This is a genomic window from Galliscardovia ingluviei (genome assembly GCF_014635685.1).
Classification (GTDB): domain Bacteria; phylum Actinomycetota; class Actinomycetes; order Actinomycetales; family Bifidobacteriaceae; genus Galliscardovia; species Galliscardovia ingluviei.
The window spans coordinates 373,164-389,465 of sequence record NZ_BMDH01000001.1 but is presented as its reverse complement, the minus strand read 5'-3'; the positions used below and the strand labels follow the sequence as shown (position 1 = coordinate 389,465).

Below are 16,302 nucleotides of genomic sequence, written 5' to 3'. Positions count from 1 at the left end.
AAACTACTAGGCTTGTATGATTTCGTACAGTCTCAAAACTATGGTAGCTCATAAAGCAACAAAGCGAGGAATTATGGCTTTATCACAACATCAGTCAATGCCGCAGGCATCAGCACAACAACCAACTGTCAGCGATGACGAAGAACTGAGCATGCAAAGTATCAGCGATCGCGGTAATAATCGCACATTGGCACCCCATTCTGACTCATTTAAAAACTTTATGACACAAGGCTGGGATGATGAGCACTCTCAAGTTCAGCCATTACCATCAAGCGAATGGACACCTAGCCGACTTGCCACATTGGGTAAGCGGTTTATTGGCGAACGTATTGTCATTCCTGCAGGACAGCTCAAAGCTCGCAATAATGATTGCGATTATGCTTTTAGACCAGATACCACCTTTGTCTACTACACCGGTTTGGGTGAAGATTTTGAGCCGGGAGCTGTGCTTGTACTCAATCCGCGTATGCCTCAGACCACAGTTACCGGAACTGCTGATCCACGTCATACCCAAGTGGAGAGCGCCACGCATGATGCAATGCTTTTTGTCCATCCTCGTGCCGATCAAAGCACTCAGGATTATTATCGTTCAGCACAGTTTGGCGAGTATTGGATTGGTCCAAGACCTGGTCTACAAGAACTCCATACTATGACCGGTATTGCAACTTATGATATTGCAAGCCTGCGTGATGTATTGAGCAAAGATGTGGGCACTGAAGCTCATGCAGTGCAACTGCGTGTTTTGCGCCATGCTGATAGTGAAGTTACTGCAATGGTCGATGAAATTCGACAAGAGGCAGGGCTTGATGATACTGCGCATAACGGCGCTATGGATGACCGCTTATATGAATTTAGTGCTGAGCAGCGTATGGTGAAAGACTCTTATGAAATTGGCGAAATGCAACGCGCGGTTGATGCCACTCATGAAGGCTTTACACGCATGCTTGAAGCACTCCCCCGAGCAATTGGTGTCGAACGCGGCGAGCGCATACTCGAAGGTGCATTTAACGCTAATGCTCGCGAAGTAGGTAATGATGTTGGCTACGGCACGATTGTCGCTTCGGGCGCTCACGCACCTATTTTGCATTGGATGCGCAATAACGGTACGATTACTAATGGTGATTTGCTGCTTATTGATGCCGGTGTGGAAGTTAATAGTTTATATACCGCCGATATTACTCGTACATTCCCAGTAAATGGTCATTTTACACCTTTACAGCGCAAACTGTATCAAGCAGTACTTGACGCTCAGCAAGCTGGCTTTGAAGCAGCACAACCGGGAGCTACCTACCACGATATTCATTTTGCTGTAATGCGCGTGTTGGCTGAGCATTTGCACGCTTGGGGTATTTTGCCGGTAAGCGTTGAAGAATCACTCAGCCCCGAAGGTCAGCAGCATCGACGTTGGCATGCTTGTGGTTGTGCTCATCATCTGGGACTTGATGTTCATGATTGCGCACAAGCACGGTATGAGTCTTATCAGGAAGGCGTAATTCGCCCTGGCATGATTTTTACTATTGAGCCAGGTTTGTATTTTAAGGAGAACGATTTGCTGGTACCACAAGAGTACCGTGGTATTGGCATTCGCATTGAAGACGATGTGCTGATGACTGAACAAGGACCACAGTGGATGAGCAAGGCCATTCCAAAAGAAATTGATGAAGTTGAAGCCTGGATGGCGCAAGCTGCTCAAGCATAAACTCTAGTGCATTAGCGCAACCCAGCTCAACTCAATTGACGTCCTGTACTACATTCCTTGTTGCAAACTCAACAGCAATGAGGGAGCAATGAGGAGTGTAGGTTCCTCGTCTTAATCGTTAGGAGCAGATATGGCGACTCCACAATTTATTCTTGATTTACGCACTCGCATTGGTCATGATCCTTTATGGCTTATGGGAGTAACTGCTTGCATTGTCAATAGCAAGAATGAGCTTCTACTCGCCAAACGTGCAGATACTGATCAATGGGCGCTGATTTACGGCATTATTGAGCCAGGTGAAGAAGCTGCCGACTGTGCAGTACGAGAAACTTTGGAAGAGACCTGCGTACCGTGCACTATTGATGCATTAGTTGCCCTTACCTCCTCACCTCGTATGATTACTTATGCCAATGGCGACCAAGCACAGTATATGGATCACATGTTCATCGGCCATGCTACTGATGCACAAGCTGCACTTGCGCAAGTGGGCGATGGCGAAAATACAGCAGTTGGCTGGTTTGCTCAGGATGCTTTGCCTGACAATCTTGCACAAAGTACTCGTGAACGGTTGCAATTACTCGATCAATGGCGTGCTCAAGGCTCTACATCTGCTATTTTTGGTACGACTATTACTCAGGCTTCTTCCTGAAAGCAGCAATCTTGAGATATACGCATCGCGCATACGTGTACATATGCAAAGAGCTCTTGCGAACTATCGTTCAGCTGGCTGCGTGCGCAATACTACATGAGTACGGTCTGATAACGAGGTAGCATACAAGGTTGTATTTCCTCCATCCGCAAGATGAAGTGTTTTGCGCAGAGTAGCTACACTTTGTGGAAAGTTACGCACACTGATATTAGCATGAGTTAAATCTTGAACTAGTGCGCGCAACTGCTTTTTATTAGCTGAACTTACCCCTGTTATGCTCATGCATTTTCCAGGAAAAGTGGGAATGACTTGTGTTGCAATATAGAGATGAGAGTTGGGCGCAAGCTGGGTCACCCCATAGCGGCGTTCAAGATAGTCGAAACATCCTGCTTTCATCATTGCTGCATGCGGTTCATACACATACGCAGCACCTTGATGCGCTTCAAGCCATGCCAGATCAATCGGCATAGTATCAGTGTCAAAATATTGAACCGCATTATTAGCACCGTCGCTATCGATAGCGTATTGCTGGAAACGAGTATCCGTGAACGCTATCTCATCAAGTATGGTATTACTTCCAAGAATGTGGGCAATATGCAATGTTGGTAGCATATTGTGTTGCGCCAAGTAGGTAGCCATTTCAGGTCTTACTACAACAATAAGTAGTTCTTTACACTCACGCTGTACTGCCACAATATGAACATCCTGCACTACCCCATCAGTAATATCATCTACAGCTTTATGCCAATCAAGCATTGGTGACAGTTTTATCATCACTATTGGGGCAGCGTTAAGCATCGATGGCAACATGGTGAGCACATTCGGTGTGCAATCTGCTATCGCGTACGTGCGACCACCTGCTTGGTCTCTTCGAGCCGGATCAATTATCATGCAGGTAACTTGTTGGTGCGCATTATTGATGCGGCCGAGTACAAGCTGTGCGTCATCACATTCCACTTGTACATGGTCAAGCTCAAACACACGCATATTGTGTTGCACAATGTGTGCTAGTTCGCGATTGCGTTCTACCATAGTCACCTTGTCAAAAAGCGGTGCCAACAGCGTACAATCCACGCCAAAGCCACCGGTAAGGTCCACTAATCTGCTCGATTCAGTATGTACTGCTGGCAGAACTTTCAACAATGAAGCCAATACTTGCTGTTTATATGTGGCAGTTTGCTCGGAAGAGCACTGTTCCATAGAGAGCTTTATTGGAAAAACAATATGATCATACTTCACCCATCGTGGTAATTTATGTTCGGCTCGTTGCCATCCATCAATCTGTTGCAAAGCGGCATGGAAATTGACTTGTGACTCAGGCTTAGCATGGAGTGCAAGCTGTGTAACCTGTTCATGCTGATACTGGTGGACAAACCGCCATGTTTCCTCGTTATAGAATGCAGCAGGTTCGCTTTCATATACCATAGTCTGTTCCATATTCCATAGCGCTTCAAGTTACTGTAGCAACTTACTGTACTATAGCGGCTTATATATCACAAGAGACTACTGTAGCCGCAATGTATACGGCTATCGTGCTTTGTTTACACTAGCTCTTCGTACATCGCCAAATGCGCATATGCTTACCAACTTATACAGGTTTTGCGTAGACTACATATTCATAAATGAAACCGGATGATCAATAAGATTGCGTAACCCAAAAGCGGCCGCACCGTAGAGTGCTGGATGTTCAATATCGCAGCATGAAAGCACTTTAATATCCATGGCATATCGCGCCAAAATCTGCGGAGCTATGCGTAACTTTAATCGTAATGGTAAGTCTTCTTCAAACACTGACCAGAATCCACCAAGCACGATAGTATCAACATCAAAAATATTGATGGCATCTGCGGCAACAGATGCCATAGCACTTAGTGCCTGGTCAATAGCCAGCACTGCTTTTGTATTACCTGCTCGCCATAGCTGATACAATGCTGAAACATACTCGCTTTTTGCAGCTTCATCGCCTTCTGCCAATCCTGCCATTTTTACAAGTTCACGGCGTCCTGCATACATTTCGAGGCATCCTCGCCTACCACAGCGGCACCTTGGTCCATTCATATCAACAGAGACATGACCAAGTTCTCCTGCAAAACCGTGATCACCTGGCACCACGGTGCCACCTCGCACTACTGCCCCACCGACACCAACGTCAGTAGAAATGTATAAAAATGATGACTGATGCGTCAGCGATGACCTATTACCGCTGCCTTGATACGCGTAACTCGGTACTTGTGCAATTGCCGCAAAATTTGCTTCATTATCAGCAATAGCATGTAAACGATTTACCACGTCATACTTCGTTAGTTCGAGGTTCGTCCAACCTAAATTATTAGCAATAATAAGTTTATTGCCATCGCTTACCAAACCTGGAAGCGCCAGAGCTGCACCAGCAATATGAATGTGCTGCTGCTCTAGCATGCGTTCAATGCGATGAACAATTTCATCAAGTTTTGCAAAAATATCATCTGGATCGGTATGTTCCATTACTTGATCAACCCACTGATACGCTAGTGTGTTACCCGCCACATCAACAACAACGCATCCATACCCATCAGTATTGATTTGCATACCTAATCCAGCCCATGCTCGAGGCTTAAAAGTCAGCGGAGTGCTTGGTCTGCCATTCCTGCCAGCTTGACCATCTTGTTGCGGTGTAAGCTGCTCGAGTACATTATTGGATAGCAAGATTTCTGCAAGCAAGGACAATGTAGCTTTGGTCAGTCCAGTTTCTTTGGCTAGTTGTGCTCTGGAAAGTGGTGTCGGCGAGTGTAATAATGTTGAAAGCACAACAGAGAGATTATGATTACGCAAATCATCCTGATTGATACTTGCTGACCTTGACACAGTGCTCTCCTTTACGCTTGCCCATATGTCCTATTTGAGAGTCGGCACTACTGTACCACTATTTTGTCAAAATTATAAACTAATTTTATATCTTTAATTTCAACGATATCAATCTATTGTTATCGTTTTCCACTAATCTGTATATCTATTATATACTTATTTAGTTTGTTGATTTAATTAAATATGATACACTACTAGTAACTGTTCGACACACAGTATTTACATACGTACGTTCAACGATGACGTTTGGGAGGCTCTATGAGTGACCGCATTCTTGTTGCAGGAATCGACACCTCAACACAATCTTGTAAAGTCCGCATTACCGATGCTCAAACCGGACAAACAGTACGCTTTGGTTCGGCTAAACACCCTGATGGAACAAGTATCAACCCAGATTTCTGGTGGCAAGCCTTCCAAGAAGCAGCAGAGCAAGCTGGTGGACTTGACGATGTTGTGTCCCTCGGCGTTGGCGGACAGCAACACGGCATGGTTCTGCTTGATGAATACGGCGCAGTGATTCGTGACGCACTCTTGTGGAATGATACTCGCTCAGCACCTAATGCTGATGCACTTATTGAAGCATTGGGCAAAGAGCCACTCGCAACGGATGGCAGCGAAGATGACTTAGATTCAGACATTATGCAGCGCGGTCGTCAACGCTGGGTGCGCGCTGTAGGATCTTCACTGGTAGCTTCTCTTACTATTACCAAAGTAGCTTGGGTGGCACAGCATGAGCCAGAGCAGGCACAACGTATTGCAGCTATCTGCTTGCCGCACGATTGGCTATCATGGCGCATTGCTGGACATGGTCCATTATCCAAAGATGCCACAGAGACTGAAAAACAGGATAATCTTCAAGCATTAACCACTGACCGATCTGATGCATCTGGCACTGCCTACTTTGATGCTACAGCCAATGAATACCGCTATGATCTACTCGCTCTAGCCCTTGGTGTAAGTACCGAGCAAGCACAGCAAATCATTTTGCCTCGAGTACTGGAACCAAGTGAAGCAGGTAATAATGCCGACCCACAGATTGCAGGAAAACTGGTCGGAGGCTGCATCATTGCTCCTGGTGGCGGCGACAATGCTATGGCTGCTTTCGGACTCAATATGGGTGTTGGCGACGTCAGTATTTCATTGGGGACTTCTGGTGTTGCCGCGGCAGTTAGCCCGGTTCCTGCTTACGATATGACAGCTGCGGTAACAGGATTTGCTGACTGCACTGGTCATTGGCTGCCCTTGGCATGCACTATTAATGGTTCGCGCATTACTGATGCAGGATGTGCAGCACTAGGTGTCGATTATGATGGACTTGCACAATTAGCGGCACAATCTACTCCAGGAGCGCAGGGCATTACCCTAGTTCCATATTTCGATGGCGAGCGCACACCAAATAGACCACATGCTACTGCAACGTTAAGCGGTATGACGTTAGCCAATACTAAAAAGGAACATATTGCGAGAGCATTTGTAGAAGGCTTGCTGTGTTCACAACGTGACTGCCTTGAATTAGTCAAGAGTTTAGGCACAGAGGTGAAGCGCGTACTGCTTATTGGAGGTGGCGCTAAATCGAAGTCAGTACGAGCTCTTGCCCCAAGTATTTTAGGGCTTGATGTTGAGCTGCCAGTTGCTGACGAGTATGTGGCTATTGGCGCTGCAAGGCAAGCTGCTTGGGTATACTCTGGCGAGATCGAACCACCGGTTTGGCAAGTTGCTAACGAGACTGTGCTGACTGGAGAACCTACTGAAGCTGTGTATCAGCAGTATGTGGCAGCTCGCGGGTAACACTTCCCCATATGCACTAAAAGTTACTAAAAAGAACTGCATAGTACACAGTTCATATAGCGCAAAACCAAAATGGTGGATCTTCGTAGGAGACCCACCATTTTCATGAATATTGGTATTGCTGTCTATTCAAATGAAACAGGCGTTTGACAATCAACAAGAATCTCACGGGCTGCAGCGCGATCAATCTTCTTATATGATCCTCGAGCATCGTCGCCAACATGATCTGCCATAGCATCAAACATGGCATCATCTGGGTGGACACCAGCTTCTTCAAGAGTACGAGGTGCACCAACGCGAGCCAAGAAATCGCTATATCGTTCAATACCTTCTTTGGCACGAACAAGATCACTCTTACCTGTGGCATCTACTCCCCATACATTAGTTGCCCAACGCGCAAATCGTGCTGTTGCCTCAGGGCTGGCCTCTACTACATATTTCATCCAATGAGGATGCACTACTGCTAAGCCTGCGCCATGAGGGATATCATATTTAGCAGAAATAGCGTGTTCAATACCATGCGTTGCCCAGTCTTCATCTTTTCCACGAGAAATAATACGATTAAGCGCTAATGTCGAATCCCACATGGCATTGCTGCGTGCAGTATAATCTGTCGGCTGAGCCAGACATGCACGCCAAGAACGTAGAATATGACGCATAATAGCTTCTGCCATCTCATCAGAAAGGTTATCGTCACTTGGCAGGGAGAAGTATTGCTCACAGGTATGGCAGAACATATCTGCAAATCCATAAATTGTTTGTTCACGGCTCAGCGTGGTCAAATAGGTAGGATCCAGCACTGAGAAGCGTGGGGTCAATGGGTGTGAAGTATATCCAAGTTTGCGCTTACGCTCCCAGTGGGTTAGCACTGCCGCGTCTCCCATTTCTGAACCAGTTGCAGCAGTAGTTAACACCACACCAAGAGGGACTAAATCTTCTGGCGCTTGTTTACCAGTTTCAATGTAATCATCCCATAAATCTTCATCTTCACCAATACCTGCACCAAGGGCGATAAACTTAGCGCAATCGATTACCGAGCCACCGCCAACGGCAAGAATCAGTTTAACATCATGCTCTTTTACCAGTTTCACACCTTGTAAAGTGATATCAAGTCGAGGATTTGGCGTTACTCCTGCAAGTTCAATAACTTCATTGCCTGCTTCTTGCAAGGCTTTCATAACGTCATTGTACGCACCATTGCGCTTGATGGAACCACCGCCATACACCATAAGGATTGCACCACCGGCACGACGTGCTTCTTCAGTAATATTGGTAGCTTGACCTTGCCCAAAGTAAATTTTTACTGGATTATGAAAAATAAAGTTTTGCATAATACCCCGTTTCTTAAACATCGTAGTTTTTGCACTGCAAGTACAACCACAGTAGCTATGTCACTACTAGTACTTGCAATAACGGTCTCGTATCAAGTATAAGGGACCACCTGCATGCAGATAGCCCCTTTAGTTAAATCTCTATACTAATTGGCGTATAGCATAATTTCACTATTCATGATACGTCACCGGAACTTCCAACTGTCCCGAAGGCGACTGATCAATGGTAAGAGGCTGCTTTGCTTGAGCAGATGTAGTTACGTCGAATTCATACATTACTGACTTACCCGGAGCCAAATACGCAACATCAGTGAGTAGCGACTTCCCATCCATCTGAGCTTCGCGATGACGCTCTACTTTCCCCACATAGGTAAAATTGCTGATATTACCCCCTGCAGGAGCATAGAACAACATTCGTTGCACTGAAGTGCCACTTGGAGCGACAAGTTTGCCGCCCTCCCCAGCCTGCACACCGCCTAAAATATAATCAGTTGCAGTACCAGCTTCCTGATCAGTCAGCGTATTAGTCAACGTGTATTTCACGTGATACGTTGTTGTACCATCAGCATTATCGGCAGTTTTCATTACTTCACCTTGGCGAGTAATATACCAACCCATTTTGGATGGATTCTGCTCATTTAGGTAAATACCAATTTCCGGCTGCGTAGGGTCGTTGGGCGCAGATTTTGCAAAACCAGCACCTTGCAAATACTGTGCCTCATCTTGATGAGTAGTATATGCATAAAAATGGCGTTGTCGAGCTAGACTTTGCAAACTTTTTGCCGTTTTCAACATTTTGTTCATATTCATATTGCTAAATGCAGACTTCATCACTGCATTGGCAAGATATTCAAAATATTGATCTTGCTGTTTTGGAGTGTATTGTTTATAAATGGTGTTCAGCATAAACTCTGCTGTATTGTCTCCAGTAAGCACTTGCCCATTATCAAGGGTCACATTACCATTGATTTTCACCATTTCCTGGATGAATACCGGATCAATAGCAATAACACCGTCAACCGGCGAAGCATACGGAGATTGTTGCCAAGCAAAATTGAGTAAAGTAAATACTCGATCCATATCAGGAACGGCAAACGTATCACGCACATCCATAGAAAATGGTAGCGGTCCATTAAACACTGCATGTTCCTCAGCATTTGCTGGTGACTGAGGCCGAATAAACTCACCATTTGGATGGAAATCACCAACGGTAATTTTGCCATGGTCAACACTCATCGTTCCCATCGAGCCAACCAATCCACCGCCTGAGCGCTGTTCAGATGGTGTTTGTGCTACGAGAAGATAGGTACGTGCACCGTTAACACCTAATAGTGCAGGCAGACCTTGAGCAGCAAAATGAATCGCGTGGACTTGCTGCGCCATGGCATCCATTTGTGTAGTAGCACGTGTATATGCTTGACTCAGTTGTGCAATATGAGGCTGCGGCAGTTGCTGAAGGCGTTGCTGATATTGCGTAACATGACTATTTACAGTTTGTAACGCTGGCTGCAGAGCAATAAGCGGCTGCAAATTTAATCCACCTTGCCCATCAGTTAATGAAGCCTGACGTAATGACGATAACGCCCCGCTCGCCTCAGGCAAGGTGTTTTGACACATATCAGAGAGAATATTGGTCATTCCACGAACTGTGGTAACGTCTTTGCCATACACCGGTATGTATTGAGCAACCTTCCATAAACCGCCATCAGTTATGGTTTTTGCTTTGCTTGCATGCTCTTGAGCTTGGTTTATTGCATCATTCAGCGTTTTGATATTAGTGATAGATTTTGTATCGATAACCTTAGTCAAGGACTGCACTACTTGCGTTTCTTCCGCTTGCACCTCTTTAGCCTGCTTAAACAGTTGATAACCAGCAATAGCAGATGCTATAAGCAACGCCACCAGCACTAATACCACTGTAAGTATGATATTTCGGGCAATATGTTTGCTGTTAGCCTTCTGATGTGCGCCACCTCTATGATGCGTATGACTTATTCCCACAGCACAACTCCTCTATATTATAGATATCGCTATAATAGCAACCCCACTACTCCTGCACGAGACAGTAATACCTAATATCGTAAATATTGTGAGAACTCTAGTTACCATGGCAATCAGTGCACTCATCTAGCATGCATGTATTTCATTGTTACTATGCAGGAAGCCGCTTAAGTATACCTTGCTTAAGCGGCTAACCGATCATGCAATTCCTGCACAACTACTGTTTACTATCTACTTATTGCTGCTGATCATAATTTTCAACAACATAATGCAAAATATTCGTGCGGTTCAGCATACCTATCATTTTTCCCTGTTCCATAACAGGAACTTTTTTCAAATGATAATCAACAAGTACTTGACAAATTGAAGCCATAGAATCATTGATATCTACACTTATCACTTTACGTGTAGCAATATCAGCAACAGGTGTTTGCATAGCCTTGTCCAAACGCTGCGTAAACGACTCGCTATTGCGCTCCATAACTGCACTGTAGAAACTGGTATATTGCGGGGTCTGATCAGCAAGCATACGCAAAATATCGCCATCTGATACAAAGCCGATAACCTGCTCTCCCTCAAGGACTGGAACTCCAGAAATACCTTTTTCGGAGAATAATTGCATAGCTTGCATTGCAGTAGCTGTGGATGGCAGCGCAAATACGTCTGTTTTCATCAGTTCACGGAGCACTGGCTCGCCTTCACGTGAGTGCACTGCTGCAGGAACTTGATCTTTGCGTAGTGTGCGAATGAAGAAGGTCCCAATGAAACCGAAAATAGCAAGTACTAAGGTGAATGCAAAGCCCCAACGCGAACCAATCGAGAAGCCGAGTGCATTATCAGTACCACCTGCTTGTGCATAATGCTGCTGCCCTGCAACTAATAAACTCGTGGCAACCGCTGTACACACAGCACCTAACACTTGCTGCAAGGTGTTCAAAATTGTTGAGCCATCAGTAGATAGCTCATGTGGGAGCGAGCTTAAAGCATATGTTTGTGTGGGGCTCATAGCAAGAGGCACGCCAATCATCAAAATAATATGGCATATCACAATAAATGCCAATGGAGAACTTGGCGATACGCTTAGCAGTAGTCCAGCTCCAATAATAGACAGCGCAAAACCTACTGTTGCGGGCTTCCTAGCACCGATTTTGTCAAATAAGCGACCGGAAACCATGGACACCAGTGCGTTGATAATGCCCCCTGGAAGCATAACCATACCAGTGAGTGCCACAGCAATCCCCATGCCATTTTGATAATACTGTGGCAAAATAAACATTGCAGAAAGTGTGATGCCGAAATTCACCATCATTAAGATGGCACCAATGCGGAATCCTGGAATAGCAAATGCTTTCAAATTCAAAATAGGCTGACTACTGGTCAGCTGGCGCATTGAGTACAGCACAATACCAATAACGCCAATAATAAGTGATACAAGCACAGGTAATGAAAGCCAGCCGTACAAACTCGCCATACCAACACCAAGTACTAGACCACCAAATCCGAGTACCGACAGCACTACAGACAGGCTATCAATATGCGGTCTCGTGCGCTCATATGGATTAACCATGAATAGCACGGCAAAGACAAGACCAATAATAAGGAATATGGCGAGGCTCAGGAATATCCAGCACCAGCCAAGTCCTGCCATTAAAGCGCCTGCAAGAGTTGGTCCGATTGCCGGAGCAAACATAATAACTAATGCGGTGATACCCATAGCAGCGCCGATTTTTTGTGGCGGCATCACTTCCATAACAAGTGCAAACATCATCGGCAGAACTAGGCCTGTACCAACACCTTGGATAGCGCGGCCTAGCAGAGCCACAGTGAAGCTTGGTGCGCAGGCACTGATGATCGAGCCAACTAGGAATGCTGCAAGTGCAAAAATTGTAATACTTTTGGCTTTAAACCATTTCATCAATGAGCTAGAAAATGGCAATACAATGCCGATTACCAGCATATAACCAATTACCAGCCATTGCGCGATAGAAGTGGTTACGTGGAATGCCTTTGAAAGTTCTGGAAGTGCAATATTTAATGCAGTTTCACTATACATACCCGTGAAACCGCCCATATACAAGCCCATCAAGGTCAGGTATGGGTGTGCAACTTGCATACGTGCGCGAGGTATCTTTGTCTCGCTAGGTACAGGATTGTGTTTACTCGTACTCATGTCAACCTTTCATTCTCTTTCAGTGACACATCAATGACCGCACGAGTGTTATGAATCTAAGAATTGCATACTGCATTTTGCGCAATCACATCGCAATCACATGCAACTCTACAGGAAAACTCAAGCGTGTGAGGGGTCGTAGACACGACGAAGCGGAGAACTAAACCGTATATGTCTAGTTCTCCGCTTCACTGCGTTCACCGAGCAACTCTTTGAGTTGCCACACGAGTTGTAAACTTACGGCAATTCTGTTCATCTCATAAGCGCACTTCACTAAATCTTCACAAGTATGAGCGGACTCATTTTCGAGTAGGCATACTCTTACCATCGTTGCTTTCATGCGCGCTACTATCTTGAGTATTCGTATCCTCAGATGAGTCACTCTCTGATGGATCTCCTTTAATCCACATACTCATCCCACTATATCCCGTGTATACAATGACAATTGCAATACACACCAGCAAAAATATCGTGGGGACACTTTGTAGTGTGTGATCGCGTAACGCATCATGGATTGTTGAAGCGAACCAGGCAATAGAAGCAACACAGGTTAGCAGATATAGTCTCATCCTAAACTTAAATTGGTTTGCCATATTATCCCCTTCTATACCACTAAACTGAGCCATTATAGCGTACAACGAAAAATCAGGTACTTAAGTTTCCTTAAAGTACCTGATCACCTTCTACCAATACACGAAGTTTTCACTCAACTATGCTGTGGACAAGCAAATGGAATACCATACTCATTCACATGGTGTATTTGAAAAACTAGAGAAAGGTACTCGTGTAAAGGTAAGTCTACAGTGTGTGTGGCGAGAAAATCACCACACACAACTACTGCACTGTATTAACCCTTCTTGCGCTTGGAAAGCAAATCATAAGCCACAGCTGCAATAACAACAAGACCCTTAATGGTCTTTACCCAAGCAGCATCTACACCCATGATGGACAGACCTTGGTTCAGCACACCCATAATCAATGCACCAACCATAGCACCTGGAATAGTACCAACACCACCAGTTACTGCTGTACCACCGATAAAGCATGCAGCGATGGCATCCATCTCAAACTCCATACCGGTCTGTGCAGTAGCGGAAGCCAGTCGAGACAGTGTAATAATTGCAGCCACAGATGTGAGGAAGCCCATATTCAAGAAGATGGTGAAATCAACGCGCTTGGTATTGATACCAGAAAGAATAGCTGCCTTACGGTTACCACCAACCGCATACACATTACGACCAAACACCATGCGGTTTAATACGAACCAGTACACACCGACGAGTACAGCAATAATAACCAATACGATCGGAATACCACCCTGCTCAGCGTTACCAGAGGAAGCAAGCAGATAAGTGAAATATCCGATGAACAGCACTGCAACAACAGACTTCAACACAACCCAGCTTAATGGTTCAGCAGTAACGCCTGCCTTCAACTGATTCTTGCGCTTCTTAAACTGAGCAAAAATCACAAATACAATAGCAAGCAGACCTAGGACAATAGTCAATCCATCAAATTGACCCCACCATCCAAGAATATTAGGGACATAATCCTTTGCGATTGCACGGAATTCACGAGACTGTAGTGGAATAGACTCACCTGCAACAACAGTTGCCAAACCACGGAAAATCAACATACCGCCCAGTGTGGTTACGAAGCCAGGAACACCAACGTATGCTACCCAGAAACCATGCCAAGCACCGATTGCCAAACCGATTGCAATCATCAGAATAATAGCAAGCATCCAGTTTAAGTGCCAGTGTGCCATGCCATAAGCACCAACACCACCAATAAATGCCACCACAGAACCAACAGACAAATCGATATGAGTAGCAATAATAACCATCAGCATACCTATAGCTGCGATAAGCACATAAGCATTCTGCTGGAATAGTGCAACAACATTATTTGGATTCAGTAAACGACCGCCAGTTAAGAACTGGAAAACAATAATTACCAATACCAACGCAAGATAAATACCCCATGCACGAGCATTACCAAGCACCATATCTTTCAGCGAGGCAGTCTCTGGTTCTTTATGAACCGCCTTTGTTTGTTCTGCCATGATTTTTCCTTTCAAACCTTTATTCGCAACTGATAATTTGCCAAATGACTGCTATGTCATTGACTGTTACCTACGTTTTGCAACGCTATCTATGCATATACACGATCATCACTGAGCGCTTGTGAAGAAGTCATATACTTCATAAGCTCTTCCTGATTCGTGGATTTTGCATCGAGATTTGCTGTAATCTTTCCTTCGCTCATGGTGTAAATACGATCACAAATACCCAGTAACTCTGGCAATTCAGAACTAATAACAATTACTGCTGAACCAGAATCAGCAAGCTGGTTGATAATTTCGTAAATATCGTATTTTGCACCAACATCAATACCTCGCGTTGGCTCATCCAAAATCAAAACCTTCGGATTTGTTGCCATCCATTTTGCGAGTACTACCTTCTGCTGATTACCACCAGAAAGATTACCTGCAGGCATTTCAATAGTTGGAGCTTTGGTCCTAAACTCTTTACGATACTTCTCAGCAACCTTACCCTCAGCAATGCGGTCAATTACTCCACCTTTGCTTAAAGACTTTAAACTTGCCATAGAAGTATTTTCACGAATGGACTTCATCAAATTCAGACCGTATACTTTACGATCCTCAGTTGCATAGGCCACACCATGATCAATTGCTGAACGCACTGACGGGAAGTTTACTTCCTTACCTTCCATCACAATACGTCCCTTGGCATGAGTACCGTACTGGCGACCAAATACACTCATTGCTGTCTCTGTTCGTCCTGCACCAATCAGTCCAGCGAGACCGACTATTTCTCCAGCACGAACATTGAAACTTACGTCCTTAGCTACAAGACGACTCTCATCAAGAGGATGCCTCATACTCCACTTTTCAATTCTCAGCATTTCTTTACCAATGTGTGGAGTATGATCCGGGTAGCGATTCGTCAAGGAACGACCAACCATATCACGAATCAACGCATCAACATCTAACGGGTGCTGCTCATCAATATCGATATGAGAAATGGTCTGCCCATCACGAATAACTTGTACTGCATCTGCTGAAGCAGCAATTTCGTTCAATTTATGGGAAATAATAATTGCAGTAACTCCACGCTCTTTACGCAGCTGATCAATAAGTTGCAATAAGTGCGCAGAATCTTCATCATTCAATGCAGCGGTTGGCTCATCAAGAATAAGGAGCTTAACATCTTTAGTCAGGGCCTTTGCAATCTCAACAAGCTGTTGCTTACCCACACCGATATTGGCGATTAAAGTATCAGGATTTTCTTTTAATCCTACAATATCCATTACTCGTTTGGCTTCTTTGCGCTGAGCATCACGGTCAATCGCAATACCCTTACGCTTTTGATTGCCGAGGAAAATATTTTCAAGAATGGACATATATGGCACTAATGCTAATTCTTGGTGAATAATAACAATGCCTTTTTCTTCGGAATCACGAATGGTTTTAAACTGGCACTCTTCACCGTTGTAGAGAATATCGCCCTCATAGGTTCCGTATGGGTACACACCTGAAAGCACATTCATCATTGTTGACTTGCCAGCACCATTTTCGCCACATAGCGAGTAAATCTGACCGCGTTTCACCGTCAAATTCACATCTTTTAAGGCTGTAACTGGACCAAAGCGCTTAACAATATGGCGCATTTGGAGAATTACATCGCCTTGATCAGTTGACTTGCCAACTTCCATGGCTCCCCCTTTGTATGCAGTATTCATACAAGTTGACTTGGTATTGTATGCAATATGTATGCCGTTATCACCAATCTGATGA

At 44.8% G+C, this 16,302-nt stretch carries 11 protein-coding genes; 3 read left to right on the top strand and 8 right to left on the bottom strand.

Going from position 1 to position 16,302, the window contains the following annotated elements:
* Nucleotides 1–97: 97 nt before the first annotated feature.
* On the top strand, nucleotides 98–1,699 hold the full coding sequence (locus IEU85_RS01610; RefSeq protein WP_188354967.1) for an aminopeptidase P family protein: 1,602 nt from the start codon (nucleotides 98–100) through the stop codon (nucleotides 1,697–1,699).
* Nucleotides 1,700–1,829: 130 nt separating this feature from the next.
* Entirely contained in the window at nucleotides 1,830–2,348 is a 519-nt protein-coding gene (locus tag IEU85_RS01605) for an NUDIX hydrolase (protein WP_188354494.1), read from the top strand.
* Nucleotides 2,349–2,411: 63 nt separating this feature from the next.
* Here the strand turns inward: IEU85_RS01605 and IEU85_RS01600 are convergent, their stop codons facing one another.
* Nucleotides 2,412–3,785, bottom strand: coding sequence for a THUMP-like domain-containing protein (locus IEU85_RS01600; protein ID WP_188354493.1), 1,374 nt, complete (start codon nucleotides 3,783–3,785; stop codon nucleotides 2,412–2,414).
* A 171-nt stretch (nucleotides 3,786–3,956) separates the two neighbouring features.
* Nucleotides 3,957–5,192 carry an ROK family protein gene (locus IEU85_RS01595; RefSeq protein WP_188354492.1) on the bottom strand — a complete coding sequence of 412 codons (1,236 nt, stop codon included), beginning with the start codon at nucleotides 5,190–5,192 and terminating at the stop codon, nucleotides 3,957–3,959.
* A 258-nt stretch (nucleotides 5,193–5,450) separates the two neighbouring features.
* On the opposite strand from IEU85_RS01595, the gene IEU85_RS01590 reads away from it, so the two are divergent.
* Nucleotides 5,451–6,980 (top strand): xylulokinase, encoded by a 1,530-nt coding sequence (locus IEU85_RS01590; protein WP_188354491.1) that lies wholly within the window; start codon nucleotides 5,451–5,453, stop codon nucleotides 6,978–6,980.
* A gap of 125 nt (nucleotides 6,981–7,105) precedes the next feature.
* Here the strand turns inward: IEU85_RS01590 and IEU85_RS01585 are convergent, their stop codons facing one another.
* The 6 genes from IEU85_RS01585 to IEU85_RS01560 all read right to left on the bottom strand — a co-directional run bounded on the left by IEU85_RS01585 (nucleotide 7,106) and on the right by IEU85_RS01560 (nucleotide 16,220).
* Nucleotides 7,106–8,311 carry an iron-containing alcohol dehydrogenase gene (locus tag IEU85_RS01585; protein ID WP_188354490.1) on the bottom strand — a complete coding sequence of 402 codons (1,206 nt, stop codon included), beginning with the start codon at nucleotides 8,309–8,311 and terminating at the stop codon, nucleotides 7,106–7,108.
* 171 nt (nucleotides 8,312–8,482) lie between these two features.
* The gene (locus tag IEU85_RS01580) at nucleotides 8,483–10,312 is read right to left on the bottom strand and encodes a DUF4012 domain-containing protein (RefSeq protein ID WP_229714677.1); all 1,830 of its coding nucleotides are present in this window, start codon (nucleotides 10,310–10,312) and stop codon (nucleotides 8,483–8,485) included.
* Nucleotides 10,313–10,547: 235 nt separating this feature from the next.
* Nucleotides 10,548–12,482 carry an MDR family MFS transporter gene (locus IEU85_RS01575; RefSeq protein WP_229714676.1) on the bottom strand — a complete coding sequence of 645 codons (1,935 nt, stop codon included), beginning with the start codon at nucleotides 12,480–12,482 and terminating at the stop codon, nucleotides 10,548–10,550.
* Nucleotides 12,483–12,781: 299 nt separating this feature from the next.
* Nucleotides 12,782–13,075, bottom strand: coding sequence for a hypothetical protein (locus IEU85_RS01570; RefSeq protein ID WP_188354489.1), 294 nt, complete (start codon nucleotides 13,073–13,075; stop codon nucleotides 12,782–12,784).
* A 254-nt stretch (nucleotides 13,076–13,329) separates the two neighbouring features.
* Complete coding sequence (mmsB, locus tag IEU85_RS01565; RefSeq protein WP_188354488.1) at nucleotides 13,330–14,547, bottom strand: multiple monosaccharide ABC transporter permease; 1,218 nt, start codon at nucleotides 14,545–14,547, stop codon at nucleotides 13,330–13,332.
* Between the two features lie 89 nt (nucleotides 14,548–14,636).
* Entirely contained in the window at nucleotides 14,637–16,220 is a 1,584-nt protein-coding gene (locus IEU85_RS01560; protein ID WP_188354487.1) for an ATP-binding cassette domain-containing protein, read from the bottom strand.
* Between the last annotated feature and the right edge of the window lie 82 nt (nucleotides 16,221–16,302).